General features: G+C 65.5%; 16 protein-coding genes and 1 pseudogene. 5 read left to right on the top strand and 12 right to left on the bottom strand.

The features are described from left to right. Positions 1 to 122: 122 nt before the first annotated feature. The 8 genes and pseudogenes from FOY51_RS25285 to FOY51_RS25250 all read right to left on the bottom strand — a co-directional run. Positions 123 to 407: pseudogene (locus tag FOY51_RS25285) on the bottom strand (metal-dependent hydrolase); the annotation flags it as partial. An 86-nt stretch (positions 408 to 493) separates the two neighbouring features. Beyond that, positions 494 to 1,378 (bottom strand): Abi-alpha family protein, encoded by an 885-nt coding sequence (locus tag FOY51_RS25280; protein WP_149433038.1) that lies wholly within the window; start codon positions 1,376 to 1,378, stop codon positions 494 to 496. Between the two features lie 25 nt (positions 1,379 to 1,403). After that, entirely contained in the window at positions 1,404 to 2,681 is a 1,278-nt protein-coding gene (locus FOY51_RS25275) for a DUF445 domain-containing protein (protein ID WP_149433037.1), read from the bottom strand. A 60-nt stretch (positions 2,682 to 2,741) separates the two neighbouring features. Next, positions 2,742 to 3,677, bottom strand: coding sequence for a cation diffusion facilitator family transporter (locus FOY51_RS25270; protein ID WP_149433036.1), 936 nt, complete (start codon positions 3,675 to 3,677; stop codon positions 2,742 to 2,744). 21 nt (positions 3,678 to 3,698) lie between these two features. Continuing rightward, on the bottom strand, positions 3,699 to 4,433 hold the full coding sequence (locus tag FOY51_RS25265) for a trypsin-like serine peptidase (RefSeq protein ID WP_149433035.1): 735 nt from the start codon (positions 4,431 to 4,433) through the stop codon (positions 3,699 to 3,701). 16 nt (positions 4,434 to 4,449) lie between these two features. After that, a complete protein-coding gene (locus tag FOY51_RS25260) occupies positions 4,450 to 5,898 on the bottom strand; it encodes an aldehyde dehydrogenase (protein ID WP_149433034.1) in 1,449 nt (482 codons plus the stop codon). A gap of 56 nt (positions 5,899 to 5,954) precedes the next feature. Beyond that, positions 5,955 to 6,281, bottom strand: coding sequence for a hypothetical protein (locus tag FOY51_RS25255; RefSeq protein ID WP_149433033.1), 327 nt, complete (start codon positions 6,279 to 6,281; stop codon positions 5,955 to 5,957). Positions 6,282 to 6,415: 134 nt separating this feature from the next. Continuing rightward, a complete protein-coding gene (locus tag FOY51_RS25250) occupies positions 6,416 to 7,693 on the bottom strand; it encodes an HNH endonuclease signature motif containing protein (protein ID WP_149433032.1) in 1,278 nt (425 codons plus the stop codon). Between the two features lie 157 nt (positions 7,694 to 7,850). On the opposite strand from FOY51_RS25250, the gene FOY51_RS25245 reads away from it, so the two are divergent. Continuing rightward, positions 7,851 to 8,135 (top strand): antibiotic biosynthesis monooxygenase, encoded by a 285-nt coding sequence (locus FOY51_RS25245; RefSeq protein WP_149433031.1) that lies wholly within the window; start codon positions 7,851 to 7,853, stop codon positions 8,133 to 8,135. Further along, positions 8,135 to 8,740, top strand: coding sequence for a DUF2867 domain-containing protein (locus tag FOY51_RS25240; RefSeq protein ID WP_149433030.1), 606 nt, complete (start codon positions 8,135 to 8,137; stop codon positions 8,738 to 8,740). The genes FOY51_RS25245 and FOY51_RS25240 overlap by 1 nt, the downstream gene beginning before the upstream one ends. Here FOY51_RS25240 and FOY51_RS25235 read toward each other — a convergent pair. Continuing rightward, complete coding sequence (locus FOY51_RS25235) at positions 8,721 to 9,608, bottom strand: ROK family protein (protein ID WP_149433029.1); 888 nt, start codon at positions 9,606 to 9,608, stop codon at positions 8,721 to 8,723. The genes FOY51_RS25240 and FOY51_RS25235 overlap by 20 nt on opposite strands. Positions 9,609 to 9,613: 5 nt before the next feature. Beyond that, entirely contained in the window at positions 9,614 to 10,426 is an 813-nt protein-coding gene (locus FOY51_RS25230) for a class I SAM-dependent methyltransferase (protein ID WP_149433028.1), read from the bottom strand. 100 nt (positions 10,427 to 10,526) lie between these two features. Between FOY51_RS25230 and FOY51_RS25225 the strand changes: the two genes are divergently transcribed. Then, the gene (locus FOY51_RS25225; RefSeq protein ID WP_149433027.1) at positions 10,527 to 11,756 is read left to right on the top strand and encodes a glycosyltransferase family 4 protein; all 1,230 of its coding nucleotides are present in this window, start codon (positions 10,527 to 10,529) and stop codon (positions 11,754 to 11,756) included. On the opposite strand, the gene FOY51_RS25220 is transcribed toward FOY51_RS25225, so the two are convergent. Further along, a complete protein-coding gene (locus FOY51_RS25220; RefSeq protein ID WP_235916749.1) occupies positions 11,667 to 13,517 on the bottom strand; it encodes an MmpA family trehalose lipid delivery protein in 1,851 nt (616 codons plus the stop codon). The genes FOY51_RS25225 and FOY51_RS25220 overlap by 90 nt on opposite strands. Before the next feature lie 47 nt (positions 13,518 to 13,564). Here FOY51_RS25220 and FOY51_RS25215 point away from each other — a divergent pair, with 47 nt between their 5' ends. Then, positions 13,565 to 14,770 carry a polysaccharide biosynthesis protein gene (locus FOY51_RS25215; RefSeq protein WP_149433026.1) on the top strand — a complete coding sequence of 402 codons (1,206 nt, stop codon included), beginning with the start codon at positions 13,565 to 13,567 and terminating at the stop codon, positions 14,768 to 14,770. On the opposite strand, the gene FOY51_RS25210 is transcribed toward FOY51_RS25215, so the two are convergent. After that, positions 14,737 to 15,297 carry a TetR/AcrR family transcriptional regulator gene (locus FOY51_RS25210; RefSeq protein ID WP_149433025.1) on the bottom strand — a complete coding sequence of 187 codons (561 nt, stop codon included), beginning with the start codon at positions 15,295 to 15,297 and terminating at the stop codon, positions 14,737 to 14,739. The two genes, FOY51_RS25215 and FOY51_RS25210, sit on opposite strands and share 34 nt — an antisense overlap. 52 nt (positions 15,298 to 15,349) lie before the next feature. Here FOY51_RS25210 and FOY51_RS25205 point away from each other — a divergent pair, with 52 nt between their 5' ends. After that, positions 15,350 to 16,357 carry an NAD-dependent epimerase/dehydratase family protein gene (locus tag FOY51_RS25205; RefSeq protein WP_149433024.1) on the top strand — a complete coding sequence of 336 codons (1,008 nt, stop codon included), beginning with the start codon at positions 15,350 to 15,352 and terminating at the stop codon, positions 16,355 to 16,357. Positions 16,358 to 16,376 lie beyond the last annotated feature (19 nt).

Raw genomic sequence — 16,376 nt, 5'->3', positions numbered from 1 at the left:
GCGCGCCGTTCTTTCGTAAGCCGTCGAACGACGGGACAACACAGGCATCACCGAGCGGCAGACCCACAAGGAACAAATCCCGGCCAGTCGACCGGCCACCCATCCCTACTAAACGATTAGGACTCGTGGGAACTGGCATGCGTGCCTTCCTGACCGACGAAGCCGATCAGTTCCTCACGTAGGCGCTCGTCCTCGATACGCGGCATGGCCTGCGCAAAGACGTCCGCCATCGCGCGCTCACCCTCGGGGAGCACGAGGTGCATGACGTTCCAGAAGTGTGTTGCGTAGGGCTCGCCGGGGATGTACTCGAGCGGCACATCTGTCCAGTCGAACTTGACGTTGCGCGCGTTGATCGCCAGCGCCTCGTCGGTGTACGGCGCTGCTGTCGCTCCATTGCGGTCAGCCATGATGTCCTCCAATTTGGCGTTAGGAGGAGTGTACAAAGTAATGAAATGTGTTGCAATGATGCACGCGTTTGTTTTTGCCGCTTCCGTCAGGGCTCTGGCGGCAGGTCCTCGTCGAAGTCGATTTCAGGGTCTTGTCGCTGCTCAGCCACCATGAAGGTGTGCGTATCCGGATGCGCTGCCTCCCATAATTTGTTGCCCAACTCGCTGATCGCAATGATGTGCCGCTCCCGCAGAGCGGTCTTCAACCTCAGCTTCTCCGACAGCGAGTCGGCCTTCGCCTCTTCCTCCGCTGCTTCGACCTCGCTGTAGGTATCGAGAATTTCGTACTGCTCGCGCAGGGTCTCGTCCTCGGCACCCACGGTGACAAGGTCGAGTGCCACCAGGTGGGCCAGATAGTCGGGCACCGATTCGGGGCAGCGAACGCCGGCTTGCGTGCCGATCGGCGAGGCGTACCGCAACACCATCCGGTCGGGCGTTCCGCCCATCGACCCGAAGCCGATGTGTTCCATCGCCCTCGGCTCGCCGTCGGACAGTGCGTGCAGAATGCGGGCCTCGTCAGGCACCAGTTGCAGCAGCAGCCGCTTGAAGTTGGCCTCTTCGGCCTGGCGTGGGCTCTGCCGCACGGAGCGATCCAGTAGTTCGGCAACCATCGACCGGACCGACAATCTGGCGTCCGGCGGAGCGGTGAACGCCTCGTCGCTCTGCCCCTCCCGCGCACCGGGGTAGACGCCGGAATCGACCGACTCATCACCGCCGTTCGGGAGCAGGGCCCGCCGAAGTACCGCTTCGGTCATCGCCATCGGAGCCCGCAGTGCAGCGAACGGCGTCAACTTCACCGCCAGCTCCACACCGGCGATCGGCAGGTGGCGCAAACGATCGGAGGTGCCCGACGCGCGTCGGGCAAGGTCTTGCACGAGCGCTTTCGGTGGGATGGTCTGCAACTCGTGCGGACCCGTGATCTTCTCCGTCATCGGTCGATCCTTCCGTCGCGCAACACTATTCGCACTTGAAGTCGAAGCAACTGATCCCGGACGCGAACAGAACGCCGTCTTGGAGGAACCCGGCGACCGCACCGAGCGCGAAGCCGGTGCCGATCAACGTCCACTCGTCCTGATGGAAAGCCGGGCGCAGAATTCCCTCGAATTCCTCCGGCGGCAGCTCAGCCATCCGCTGCGCGAGCACGTTGCGGATGTCGAGGGTGTCTGTGATGTAGTCGTCGGCGGCGTGCATCGTCTCGGGAAGTGCCACCATCACCCGTTCCGCCATCAACGTCTGCATCTTCGCGAAGTTGCCTGTCCCTACCAGCACCTTGACGGCCGGACCCGCGATACCGAGCTCGTCTTCGATCATCTTCCCGACGTGGTGCTCGACGATCAGGAAGAACCGATCGGACTTGGGTCCCTGCATGATGGTTTCGATGACAGCGGGCGCGGTGATCACCTTGTCCGCGACGATGTTGGCCAGTTCCGCGGAGACTTCCTTCTGATATTTGAGGAAGAGGCCCTGCCACGTGAAGATGCCGAGGTACTTCTTGGGGCGCTTCGGTTCGAACAGCAGAAACTTGATGCAGAACCAGTCGGTCAGAAAGCCGTTGAGCGCGCCCATGATCGGATTGATCAGCGGCACGTGCAGCATCAGATACAGGGCCAGCTGAACGACGCCGATCGCGAGGCCGGCGATGCCGCCGAAGCGTCGGATGAACCGCCATTCCTGTTTGCCCGCCTTACGAAAGACCCGCTGCAACAATCGTTTGTCGAACACCAAACTGCGGGTGGTCAGCGCCTTGAGGTCGAGAATGTCGTCGACGTTGGCGGACACGTCGGTCATCACGTCGCGCAAGGCGTCGGGGGCGCGTTCGCGGATGCGAGCGAGCAACCTGTCCTTGACGGCCTGGGGCATGTTTCCCCAGACTTCCGGGGCGATGGAGACCGCGACCTCCTGAGTGATGGTGTCCAGCGACACCATCAAGGGCTCGCGGATTTCTTTCATCAGGGCGTCCGGGTCGATCTTCGACCACACCTCGTCGGGGGTGAGCAGGTCGCCGACGATCTTGTTGGTCGCCACGCTGGTCATGTGCGCTGCCCGCATCGGAATGATGCCCTGCCAGCCCAGCGGGAACTTGCCGATGTGGACGCCCCAGTAGTCGATGGGCTTGAACATCATCTCGATCGCGGCGACCTTGGTGAGGTAGCCGACCAAGCCGGCAATGACGATGACCGACAGATACGGAATCCACCGCCACTCGTACAGAAAATCCTGATAAATCGCGTGCACGCAGACCCCTCTCTGTTGGAGGGGGTTAGCCGAAGCGGGCCGACGCGAAACGTCGGAGGATTACGGCCCGATGCTGGCTTCGTCCTTGGTCGACAGCGTCAGTACAGCGCGCACCACGTAGGTGTCGGACTCGATCTTCGACTCCAGCGCGCGCAGCGTTTCGGCGATCTTCGACTCGACGAAGTCGCCGACCAGGTCCACGCTGGCCACGAGGTAGACCCGACGAGGACCGAGAAATTCCATTCGCATGAACGTCACGCGTTCGATCTCCGGAAGCTTCAGCAGCGTTGTGATGCCGGCGGTGCGCAACTGTGGCGAGGCTTGCTCGCCGACCAGGAACCTGCGATTTCGGTCGACGAGAACGATGGCGACTACCGCGAGCAGAACGCCGACAGCAATGGAACCGATCGCATCCGGGATCGGCGAACCGGTGACCTGATGCAGCAGCACGCCGACGAACGCGATGATCAAACCGGTCAGCGCTGCTGCGTCCTCGGCGAACACGGCGCGCGTCGTCGGATCCGAGGTCAGCAGCGCGTGCTGCAGCACGGTGCGATCCATTCCCGCTGCCTCCGAACGCAATTGGCGAAAGGCCTGCCGGAACGAGACGCCTTCGAGAAGGAACGAGACGCCGAGCACGATGTAGGCGACCACGAACTCCGACGACGGTTCGGGGTGAAATAGCTCCTGGATGCCGTGCGTGATCGACACGCCTGCACCGAGTGCGAAGAGGCCGAGCGCGGCGAACATCGACCACACGTAGGACTCGCGGCCGTAGCCGAGTGGGTGGTGTTCGTCGGCAGGCGCCTGCGATCTACGGTTGGCGACGAGCAACAGCACCTCGTTGCCGGCGTCGGCCCATGAGTGCGCCGCCTCTGCCACCATCGACGCCGATCCGGTGACGATCGCCGCGACCGTCTTGGCAGCCGCGATCAGGAGGTTCGCAACGAACGCGAGGACGACGGTGAGCGTGCTCTCCGATTCGGCTTCAGGCATGCCGCAACGGTAGCCGGGAGATCAGCATCCGTCCGCGAGGGCGACGGGTGCGATATCGGGCGTCGCGCCGTCGGTGGCGCGCTGCACCACCCGGGCCGTGGCGGCGTCGAACGGCGGCGAATACGACACGATGTACGGCGGGCAGCCGCCTTGATGCAATCCGCCGATCAAGCCGACCAGATTGTGGTCGTCGGTCACCCATGGCCCGCCGCTGGTGCCGTCGAGGTAGCCGGAGCAGGCGAAAGACGGGAAGCCCTGTTCGAGGCCGGTGCTGGTGGTACAGGTGACCCCACGATCGTTGAAGCCCGCCGCGTATCCGGTCGCGGTGACGACGGTGGTCGGCTTCGGTGCGTCGGCGAGCCGCATGCCTGCAACCGGCATCGGCTGTTGCATGCGGAGTACCGCGTAGTCGAACCGAGGGTCCTCTACGTTTTGCTTCCAGCGGGGATCGAGATAGATCTGCACAACCTGATAGACGCCGTGCGGCGAGACGCCGTTGTCGTAGCCGGGCGCGAACGAGATGCCGAACCCGGACCCGACGACGCAGTGCGCCGCCGTCATGACCAGATCGTGCGCCGGGGTGTCCAACACGGTCCCCGTGCAGGTGTGGATCGGGGTGTCCCAGAGAAATACGACGCCGATGCGCGGGTCCGGCGTTGCGGAATGCGCCGACGAAATCGAATCAGCCTGGCCGCTACCAGCGGTGCACAACGCAACCAGGAGAGCTAGTGCACAGGCACCGATCGCGTGACGCATAGAGCAAACATACCGGTCAGGAGCTGTATCCTGGCGGCATCAGGACCGACTTCTGCTCGCAGTAGGCGTCCAAGCCTTCGGGTCCGCTCTCGCGCCCGATACCCGACTGCTTGTAGCCGCCGAACGGTGAGCCGGGATCGAAGGCGTACCAGTTGATCGCGTACGTGCCGGTGCGGATCTGCGCGGCGATCTTCAGCCCACGCTCGATGTCGGTGGTCCAGACCGAGCCAGCGAGGCCGTAGTCGGAGTCGTTGGCGATCTTGACGGCCTCGTCCTCGGAGTCGTACGGGATCACCGCAAGAACCGGTCCGAAGATTTCTTCGCGCGCAATGGTCATCGAGTTGTCGACGTCGGCGAAGATCGTCGGCTCCACGAACCAGCCCTTGTTCTGTCCTGCGGGCCGCCCGCCGCCGAGCACGACGCGGGCTCCCTCGTCCTTGCCCTTCGCGATGTAGCCCTCGACCCGGTCGCGCTGCTTTTCCGAAATGAGCGGTCCCAGTGCGGTTCCCGGCGCGGTTGGATCGCCCATCGCCATGTAGCCGGCGCCTGCAACCATGGCGTCGAGAATCTCGTCGTAGCGGGAGCGCGGGGCGAGGATGCGGGTCTGCGCGACGCACGCCTGGCCGCTGTTCATCAGCCCGGACATCAGCAGCATCGGCATGGTCGAGGCAACGTCCATGTCGTCGAGCAGAATTGCCGCGGACTTGCCGCCGAGTTCGAGCGAACAACGCTTCAACTGCTCGGCAGCCTTGGCGCCGATCTTGCGACCGACGGCGGTGCTGCCGGTGAACGTCACCTTGTCGACGCCCGCGTGCTCTGCGAGGTAGCTGCCGGTCTCGGCGCCGCCCGGCAGTACCGACAGCACTCCTTCCGGCAGGCCCGCTTCGACGAACAGCTCGGCAAGCATGTTGGCGGACAACGGAGTTTCGGGTGCGGGCTTCAGTAGTACCGAACAGCCCGCGAGCAGAGCAGGCGCCAGCTTGTTGGCGGCGAGGAACAACGGGACGTTCCAGGCGATGATCGCGGCGACGACACCGACCGGTTCACGTGTCACCTTGGTCTGGCCGAACACGCCGTGACGTGTTTCCTCCCAAGGGAATTGGTCGACAAGGCCCGCGTAGTAGTTCAGCACCGCGAGCGCCGGTGTCTGCTGCATCATCCCGACCATCATGGTGGGGCCGCCCATCTCGGCGGTCACTGTTGCGGTCAGGTCGGCGCTGCGCTCTTCGATGAGCTTCGCCACCTTGGTCAGCACGGCGGCCCGTTCGGCCGGAGCGGTACGCGGCCACGGGCCGTCGTCGAACGCGGTGCGCGCCGCGGCGACCGCCGCGTCGATATCCGCGGGCGTTGCGACGGGCGTGCTGCCGACCCGTTTCTCGGTCGCGGGAGAAAAGACCTCGAGGGTCTGATCTGTTGCCGGAGCAACCCAGGTGCCGCCGATGAAGAGCTTGTCGAAGTCGGTCATACAGCCACTAAAACACGTTGCAGAACTGCTGACAAGAAAGTCTTCGAAGCTGGCAGTTAGCCGATAGGAACGTGTTGCAAACGAACGACGGCAGACCACTGTGCCCTGCCGAGTTTGCGCGGGTTGGGTTGTGGGAGATAGGCGAAGGGGCGCAGCACCAGTGGTAGTCGCTTCAAACGGGCGCCCACCGCGAACTGCGATTCGATGTCGATGGCCCGCCAACCATCGCGTTCCAGGAAGGCGACACCGTTCGCGGGACCGAACTTCATCGGCGAATTGCGGAGGTTGTGACCGGCGTGCCTCCGCATCGACTGCACGATCGCGGGTGACGAGATATCGGTGATCCACCAGGCGATCTCGGTGCGGCTCAGATCGCGCTGCAAGTCGAGGACGTGTTCCTCGTCCAGATAGATGAGCAGGGAGCGAGTTTCGTCATCGCCTGACCGCGGTCGCCGGCCAGCCTGGCTGCGAGTAGGTCGTGGAACACCGCATCGGGCATGTCGTCATCTCACCTTCTTCAGGCTGCCGTGGGGTCGCCGCGGTTGTGGGCTGGGATGGGTTTTCGTTGTGGGTCTTTGTGTTTGGGTGGGATGAACCAGGGGTGTCGGTCGTTGCCGATGATGACGTCCCAGGTGCTGTGGTGGATCAGTCGGTGGTGGAATCGGCAGAGCAGGACGAGGTTGGTGAGGTCGGTGGGGCCGCCGTCTGCCCAGTGCTTGACATGATGTGCGTCGCACCAGGAGGGCGGGCGTCCGCAGCCGGGGAAGGCGCAGCCTTTGTCGCGGGCGACGACGGCGCTGCGGAGTTTCTTCGAGACGACGCGGGTGCTGCGGCCGAGGTCGACGGGGCATCCGTGTTCGTCGAGGATGATCGATGCGAGGACGCAGTCGCAGGCGAGTCGGCGCACGGCTTGGACGGTGAGTGGTCCCATCCAGGGCATCCACCCGGTCCCGGTCTGGGCGAAGAGTTCGGCGTAGGCACCGCGGTCGGCGGCGGGTGTGTTCTCGACGAGGTCACGGGCTTCGATGCTGATGTGCAGGTGTGGTCGTTCGTTTCCCTCGGCGGGTCCGGTCGCGGTGTCGTGGTAGCGGCGCAGCATCTCGGTGAACGCATCGGCTCGCCGTTGCGCGGGGGAGCGCCGGTCGGGTTGGGCGTCGGAGTCGGGTCGTGGTTTCGAGAGTGGAGAGAGCGCCGACAGAAACATTTCGCCGGTTTCGGCGTCGAGGTCTCCTTTGATCGCGATGCGCCCGTTCAGGGTGGGCGAGGCGTGGAGGGTGTTGCGGTCGGTGTCTTCGGCGGGCGGTACCCGATCGGATTCGAAGATTCGGTGCAGACGTTCGATGTGGGCGCGCAGCACCCGGGTGTCCCGGTCGCGTGCGGCGTCGAGGAGGAAGTCGCGGGCTGCGGGGATGGCGTCGTCTGGCATTGCGGCGGGTGGGTGTTCGAAGAAGGCGGCGATCAGAGCGGCGTGTTCGCTACAGATTTGTTCGGTTTCGTAGGCGGCAGCGATTTCTGGGTGGGCGGCTATGACGCGGGCGTGGCGCAGGATGGTGCGTGCTGTGCGGTCGTTGAGTACGGTCGTGTCCGCCAGCCAGGCGGCGGCGTTGGTGTAGCCGTCGAGTGCGGGGATCGGGCGGTCGTCGGCGGCAGCAACCAACCGCAGCCGTATCGCTTCGAGGTGGTGGATCGCGCTGGTGAGCTCGGGGATCAACACACCGATCGTGTCGTCGGTGAGGCGCCACGGCTCGACCATGTCGAGTGCGCTCACATTGTCGAGAATCTCCCCTAACCCCATGTCTCCATCATACCCGAACACATGTGCGAATGCGAGGAATTCTTGCTGCTCAAGTTGCCTCACGCATATGGGGGAGCTGCCCTCACTCCGGCGGGGGATCACGTTGTCGCGCAGCGGATTTAACCTCGTTGTACCGGCAATTCGAGAGGGGAACATCATGTCGTTCGGTTTCGTCGCTTTCCACTATCCGGCACCTGAGCATGTCGAGGAATTCGTCGGCAGATGCCACCAGGTCGTCGAGAAGGTGAGCACCCGGTCGGGCTTCCATCGCGCGGAAGTCTGGATCACTCCCGATGGTGATGCGGTGGTGACGACAGCGTGGTTCGACTCGAAGGAGTTGCTCGGCGCGGCGTTCGCGGCTGCGGGTCCGCAGTCCGACGAGCTGGAGATCAAGCCCCGGAAAATTCACTTTCTCCTGTCGCGAGTGGCGGGAGGGCTCTGATGTCTACCCGACTCCCCATCGAAGAGCACACGCGTCGTCCATGGCGCATCCACGAGATCACCCGCGATTTCGAGGTCGAGGATGTGTGGGTCTTCCGCACTCCCGGCGCAGGTCCCGACGACTTCCCGGTCATGCTCGACGCGCTGCGGGCGAGTGGCGGACTCGACAACAATCCGATGCTGGTCGAGCTGCTCTTCGAGGTTCGGTGGAAGCTCGGCGCGCTGTTCGGCTGGGACAAGCCGGGTGAGGGCGTCGGTGCGCGGATTCCGTCGCTGCTCGACAGGTTGCCGCTGGATCTGCGCCAGGACTCGGCCGGCGCGCCGGTGCCGGGCACGCCGTTCACTCAGGTTTACGAGCTGCCCGACGAGGTCGCGATGGAACTGGGAAACAAGACCGTGCATGCGATCGCGCATTTCAGCTGGGTGCAGAGCGACGCCGGTGAATACCAGCTGCAGATGGCCGTTCTCGTGAAGCCGAATGGCCTGTTCGGGCAGCTCTACATGGCGGGGATCAAGCCGTTCCGCTACCTGATCGTCTACCCGGCGATGACGCGAAAATGGGAGCAGGCGTGGCGAAACCGCGCGGTCACGTCCGTTCGAGAGTGAGGGCACCCGCTCCGGTCAGCGTGCCGAGTCCGCCGAGTTCCGCGGCGACGACGCGGAGGTCGGTGAGGAAGTTCAGCCGGGCATGGCGGGCGATCGATTCGTAGAGCGGATCCCACAGCATCGGCCCTGCTTGTGCGAACCCGCCGCCGACCACCACCAGATCCATGTCGAGCAGTGCGCCCGCCGAGGCGATCGCCTGCCCCAGCGCTGTGCCTGCTCGTTGCAGCGCGGCGACCGCGATCGAGTCGCCGGCGTCGGCCGACTTCGCCAACTGCTCGCCGTCGTCGCCTTCCCACCCCTGCAGCTTCGCCCACCGCACCGACGACGGGCCGCTCGCGACCGTCTCGACGCACCCGATGCCGCCGCACGAACACTCCTCGGTGGAACCGGGGACCACGATGTGACCGACGTGTCCGGGATTGCCGGTGCGCCCGCTGACCATCTTGCCGTCGAGCACGATGCCGCCGCCGATCCCCGTGGACACCACCATTCCCAACACGTTCGGCACGCCGCGGGCTGCGCCGAACAAGTGCTCGGCCCACGTTGCGCAGGCGCCATCCATTGCGAAATAGATTGTGGCGGAGGGGAACAGCGATTGCGCGGCGGCGACGATACCGAAGCCGTCGTGCCAGTCGGGGATGTTGATCGGCGCCGTGGTTCCCGCGACCGTGTCGACCGGTCCGGCCGATGCGATGCCGACCGCGGTGATCGTCGAGTCGCCTGCAACCGCTCGCAGCAGTTCGGCGCACGCATCCCACACCCCGGTTTCGGGTGTCGGTGTCTTTTTCACATCACCCAGCACGCCGGTCTCGGAAACCTGTGCCGCCGCCAGTTTGGTGCCACCGACATCCAGCGCGAGTGCAGTCATACCGCCTACTGTGCGTGATTTTCAGTGCTGGGGCACTGGTTTTCACGCACAGGTGGCGAAGCCGCAATCACCAGGTTGCTTGCCAGTAACTCGCGGAGCACGGGGATGCGAAGCAACCACCACGCCCAGCGGGGGTGATAGCGGGGGAAGGTTGCCAGCACATCGCCGTCGGATTGCGAACGCGCCCAACGCAATCCGTCGGAGGCGCGCACCGCGAACAGCGAAGTGCCGAACCTGTTCTTGGGCTCCTTGCCGTGCTTGCGGACGTAGCGTCGCGCGGCCCGCTCGCCGCCGAGGTAATGCCACGGTCCGGTCTCGTGGCCACCGAACGGCCCGAGCCACACCGTGTACGACAGGACCATCAGGCCGCCGGGCTTGGTCACCCGGAGCATCTCGTCGGCCATGGCCCACGGGTCGGGCACGTGCTCGGCCACGTTCGACGAGAAGCAGATGTCGACCGAGCCGTCACGGAACGGCAGCGCCATCCCCGACCCGCGGACCGCGCCGTGAACGGTCAGGCCCGCGGCGTGCATCTCGGACGGATCGGGTTCGACGGGGAGGTAGCGCGCGCCGGCCTCGCCGAACACCTCGGCGAAGTAGCCGGGACCGCCGCCGACATCGAGTACGACTGTGCCCTGCAAGCTCCGACCGGTCGTACCGAAATACAGATCGCCCAGCATTTCGACCGAATCGCGCGCCAGTGAACCGTAGAAATGCTGGGGATTCGTCTGCTCGTGCTCGAAGTCGCCGAGCAGTCGAATCGAGCGCCGCAAGGTTGCCCGACGAGCGAATCGGGCGGTCACGGGTCTGCTGGGCACGAGTGAACAGCCTAGAAGATCAGCACGGAAAAGCAGGCTTCGGGGACGTAACCGTTAGTCTGGTCTGCAATTGTCTGCCGTCCTACGAGGAGAACTGCACGTGCGCGAGGTCCTGTTGCTGTGTTGGCGCGACACAGGGCACCCGCAGGGCGGCGGCAGCGAACGGTACTTGGAGCAGGTCGGTGCCGAATTGGCCGCCCGCGGCATCAAGGTGACGTTGCGGACGGCCGGCTATCCGGGAGCGGTCAAGCGCGAGCGGGTCGACGGCATCGACATCAGTCGCGGTGGCGGCCGGTTCAGCGTCTATCCGCGGGCTCTTGCTGCGATCGCGCTCGGCCGGATCGGGATCGGCCCGCTGCGCGGCATCAAGCCCGACGCGGTGATCGACACCCAGAACGGCATCCCCTTCTTCGCCCGCGCCGTCGCCGGTGCACCGGTCACGGTGCTGGTCCATCACGGCCATCGTGAGCAGTGGCCGGTGGCAGGCAAGCTGGTCGGACGCATCGGCTGGTGGGTGGAATCGACGTTATCGCCCCGCGTCCACCGCCGCAACCAATACCTGACGGTGTCATTGCCGTCGGCTGAGGAATTGGCAGTGCTCGGCGTCGAACGCGAGCGCATCGCCGTCGTTCGCAATGGGGCGAACACCGTCCCTGCGCCTGTTGCGATCGGCACTGTCGACGCCCGCACCGAGCACCCGAGCATCGTCGTCCTGTCGCGGCTGGTGCCACACAAGCAGATCGAAGACGCCCTTGCCGCAGTCGCCGCGCTGCGTGGTCGGCTGCCGGGATTGCACCTCGACGTGGTCGGGGGCGGCTGGTGGGCGGACAACCTCAGCGAGCGCGCGCACCAGCTGGGCATCGAGACCGCCGTCACGTTCCACGGTCACGTATCCGAGGAGCGCAAGCACGAATTGCTTTCCCGCGCTTGGGTTCACGTACTTCCCTCCCGCAAGGAAGGCTGGGGTCTCGCCGTCATCGAGGCAGCGCAGCACGGCGTCCCGACCGTCGGCTACCGCAGCTCGAAAGGCCTCACGGACTCGATCGTCGACGGCGTGACCGGGCTGCTCGTCGAAGGTCAGGACGAGCTGACCGACGGTGTCGAAACCCTGCTCACCGATGCCGACGTACGCGTCACGCTCGGCGAGAAGGCCCGCATCCGAGCCCGCGAATTCTCCTGGGAACAGTGCGGCCGCGGCGTCCACGAGGTGCTGCACGCGTCGGCCCGCGGCCAGTGGGTATCAGGTCTGATCGGCGCGACGGCTTCCCTGATCGGCGACCCGCCGGCGCCAGAATCCGACTACGACCTGGCCGAGCAAGCCGCCGGCTAGCAACACGATCCACAGCACGTGTGCGGCGATGGTCATCCCGCGCCCACTGGCTCCGGGTTCGCGAGCAGTGCCGTCGACCCGATAGAGCGTCAGCTCCGGATCCTCGAACACCTTGTTCAGCCGGTCCAGCGTTCGCGCCGAATACCCGACCGGACCCTTGCTGGTCCGCTCGACCAACACCCAGCGCACCCGCAGATCGCTGAGCTGCTGCGGTGATCCGCCAGCCAGCAGAACGTCTTCCACCTCTTTCGCCCGGCTGCCCTCGCCGGTGACCTTCCCGGCTGTGTCATTCCCACCCGAATCCTTCCCGGCTGTGTCATTCCCACCCGAATCCTTCCCGGCTGTGTCATTCCCACCCGAATCCTTCCCGGCCGTGTCATTCCCACCCGAATCCTTCCCGGCTGTGTCATTCCCACCCGAATCCTTCCCGCCCGCTACCAGCAGTTCTCCCGTCTGCAGCACATCGACCGACAGCATGCGCGGCGCAGGATCGAGCACGGGCGCGCTGCGGGTGTACGGGAAGATCCGGAACATGCCTGTCGGCAGCACGGCGAGGTCGCCATCGTCGACCTTGGCCGCAACCTGCTCCCACGAGCTGGGATAGTGCACCGGTTTCAGTTGCCCGCCGACTCCCCACGCCAGATCGGGCAGTGCAATGCCTAATAGGGCGATCAACACAGCCGATACCGTGCGATTCCTCCCGGATTCCGGGAGGAATCGCAACCGATCACCCAGCCAGTGCGCGCCCGCCGCTGCCGCGAGCGCATAGCCGGGAACAGCGAGTGCCACCCACTTCTGCGAGTCGCGCAACAGGCCCGCGCCGGGAACGGACTCGACGGCCCAGCGGCCGACGTCGAGTCCCCACGGCGTCGCGGCCAGCGCGATCAATACGACGGTGACAATCGACAACGCTGGCAATGCAACCACCCGACGCCGCCACAACTGAGCCACCCCGAGGCCGACCACGACCAGTAGCAAAACCGTCCCCACCAGCGCAAACCAACTGCCACGAGTGCCTGGCACGGCCGTCGAATTCCAGATACCGCCCAGCCCGGCGAGGCTGCCGACGGTGCCGAGTCCCGGCTCGGCTCGTGCGGCGAACGCCGCGACCCCCGCCGGATCCGACGCGGCCGAACCCGACCCGGACACCAGCGTCGCCACCAGCCACGGTGCTGACGCGACCAGGAACAGCAATACGACGCCCCACCACCGCTTGCCGACGACCACCAGCGCCACCACGGCGGCAAGCAGGGCGCCGGTCGGCGTCAGCGCCGCCGCGGCAAGACAGGCCGCCAACGCGCACCAGGCCCGCACGGAGCTGCCGCGCCTGATCGACACTGCCGCGCACACCGTCCACGGCAGCGCCGCGTACCCGACCAGCAGGCTCCAATGCCCCTGCAACAGCCGCTCGGCAACGTACGGATTCCAGATCAGCAGCGTCGCGGCGACCAGTTGAGGACCGGTGCTGACGTTCAAGACCGTTCGCACCAATACCGCGCCACCCCACCCCGCCAGCCACAGAGCGGCGAACAGGATGACCTTCACGACCACGCCGCCATCGACGGCAGACGACGTCACCGCAAGCAACCAGTCCTGCGGAACCGCCCGCGGAGCGGCATCGGTCAGGCCGAGGGCGGAGTCTGTGAGATACGAGTGCGGCGTACTCACGGCGTCGCGCAGCAGCAGATAGCCGGGGCCGAACAGCGGTCCGAAGACCAGTGCAGCGAGCACAAAGCTGTACAACGCTGGAACCACGACCATGCGCGGCACGATACGGCGTGCCACGAAAGGCCTGACATCATGGGCGAATGTCCACCCGTCCTGTCGACCGCTCCGCTGTGGCGGGGATGACGATGGTGACGGCCGGTTCGATGACGGCCAACGTGGCGGGCTACCTGCTGCAGGTTTTGGCGAGTCGCTGGCTGGGACCCGCTGGATACAGCGAGTTCGCGACGCTGCTCGGCGCGCAGTTGGTCCTCGCGGTGCCCGCGTTGGCATTGCAGACGGTGGTGGCGCGCGAGCTGGTGCACGGCGCATCCGCCGACTATCTACGACGCCTCGAACGACGGTGCGCGGCGATCGTTGCGGTGGTGGCCGCGGTATTGGTTCCGGTGATCGCGTCGGTCTTCGACGTCGACGTGATCGCCACCGTCGCGGCGCTCCTCGCGGTGCCCGTTCTGGTCTTGCTCGCCGGTGAGCAGGGACTGTTGCAAGGCAGCGGTCGGTTCAAGGAACTTGCGCTCGTGCTCGGCTTCGCGGGCGTTGCGAAGGTGACGCCCGGCGTCGTCGTCCTTGCGCTGGGCGGCGGTGCCGCACCTGCATTGGTGGTGTGCGCGATCGGCATCGGCGTCGCCGCCGCGTTTGCGCAGTTGATCGCGGGCCGAGTGCCGCGCGACGGCGAAAAGCCAGCTGTGAGTGTGACTTCCGTACTGACCGCGTCGCAGGTTCAGCTTGCGTTGATCGCGATGTCGTCCGCGGATCTGCTGATCGCGCGGATTGTCTTGACCGAACACGATTCGGGTCTCTACGCGCTGGGCGCCGTTGCGACGAAGGCCGCGTTCTGGCTCCCGCAGGCGGTGGGGGTGGTGCTGTATCCGCGGATGGCGCACCCCGATCACTCCGCGAGGGCGGTGCGATCCGCGCTTGCCGTCTTGGTCGGCTTGGGCGCGGTGATGGTGATCGGGGTGGCGCTGGCCGCTCCGCTCGCGCCGCTGATCGTCGGCGACGACTATCGGCCGATCCAGGGTCGACTGTGGGCGTTCGCGCTCGATGGCGCCTGCCTGGCATTGCTGCAGGGTGCGCTGCTGGCAGCGATCGCAGGCAAGCGAACCAGGCTGGCACTGATCGCGTGGGTGGGTCTCGGTGTCGAGGTGCTATTGATGCTCACGTTGGCGGCATCGGTGACGGAGTTGATTTCGATCGCGGTTGCGACGGCGGCCGTGACCGCGGTGGTGGCCTGCATCCCGACGATCGGCCCCGTTCACATCACCCCGCGCAAATTCCGCAGGCAATGACGGACAAGCGTGTCGCGCAGTTGATCGTCGGGTAGCGACTGAAGTCGACGCAATGCAGGAGCCAGGTCGGAATTCATCGCGTAGGCAGCAATCTGGTCGGGCGTCGGAGTCTCCCCGAACAACAGGCGCAATGCTCGCTCGAATTGATCGTCGATGGTTCGGGTGATCGCGACGTTGCGGCGCATACCCGGATCGCCGAGGCCGAGGTGACCGAGGGCACGAAAGGCGCGAACGACTTCGTCGACGAATCCGGTGGTGAGAGTGGTCACCCGTTGCTGCTGGTCGGCTAGTCCTTCGACGCGATCCAGGAGTCGGTCGAGGCCCGCGACCATCGGAGCCAGCAACGCTTCGAGAATCGCGTCCTTCGTCCGAAAGTAGTAGTAGACATTGGCTTTGGTGACACCCATGTCGTCGGCGATCTGCTGCAACGAGGTGGCGTCGTAACCGTGCTCCGCGATCAGGCGACGTGCGGTGGCCAGCACCCGCGCGCGGGTGTCCTCGGCTTGTCTAGCCCTACTCGTCTGCATGGCGCTACACTACTGGTTAGCCGATCGGCTAACGAAATGGAGCGAGAACGACATGAGCGAAACAGTCCTGGTGACCGGTGGCACCGGCTTCGTAGGCGGCTGGGCAATCGTCGAATTGCTGAAGCGCGGCTACCAGGTGCGCACCACGGTGCGCGATCTGAAGAAGGAAGACCAGGTTCGACGAACGATCTCCGCGGAGACCGATCCGGGCGACCGGCTGAGCGTCGTCGCGGCCGATCTGAACAGCGACGACGGCTGGCCCGCAGCGGTTGCCGGCTGCGACTACGTCCTCCACGTCGCATCGCCGCTCACCGCGACCAGCAACGAGGAAGAAGTGATACGACCCGCCGTCGACGGCACCCTGCGGGTGTTGCGCGCCGCCCGCGATGCCGGTGTGCGGCGCGTGGTCTACACGTCCAGCTGCGCGGCGGTCTACTACGGACACCCCGAGCACACCGGCCCGTTCGACGAGACCAGCTGGACCGACGTGAACGGCGAGCCGATGAGTGCCTACGTCAAGTCGAAGGCCCTCGCCGAGCGTGCGGCCTGGGACTTCGTAGCGGCCGAAGGCGGCAAGACGGAGTTCACCACGGTCAACCCGACCGGCATCTTCGGGCCTGCTCTCGGCAACGACGTGCCGTCGTCGCTTCGGCTGATCGAGCAGCTGACCAGCGGCAAGACGCCCGCCGTTCCCGATCTATGGTTCGGGATCGTCGATGTTCGCGACGTCGTCGACCTGCACATCCGCGCCATGACGTCGCCGGATGCCGGCGGCGAGCGCTACATCGCCTCCACCGACGGCACGGTCGCCATGATCGACGTGGCGAGGGTGCTTCGGGAACGACTGGGCGACAAGGGTTCCAAGGTGCCCACCCGAAAGTTGCCGAGTTGGATCTTCCGAATCGTCGCTCGATTCAACGTCGAACTCGGCGACCTGGTTCCGCTGCTCGGTGCGCGCCGCAACGCGACGGGCGCCAAAGCGCGCAACCAACTCGGCTGGTCACCGCGGCCCTGGCAAGACGCTGTGGTGGCATCCGGAGAAAATGTGACGCGCGTGTAGAGAATCGGCAGCCCGCTCC

Origin of the sequence: Antrihabitans cavernicola (assembly GCF_008297975.1) — a bacterium.
In the GTDB taxonomy this organism is placed as follows: Bacteria; Actinomycetota; Actinomycetes; order Mycobacteriales; family Mycobacteriaceae; genus Antrihabitans; species Antrihabitans cavernicola.
This window is presented reverse-complemented; position numbering and strand designations above follow the sequence as displayed.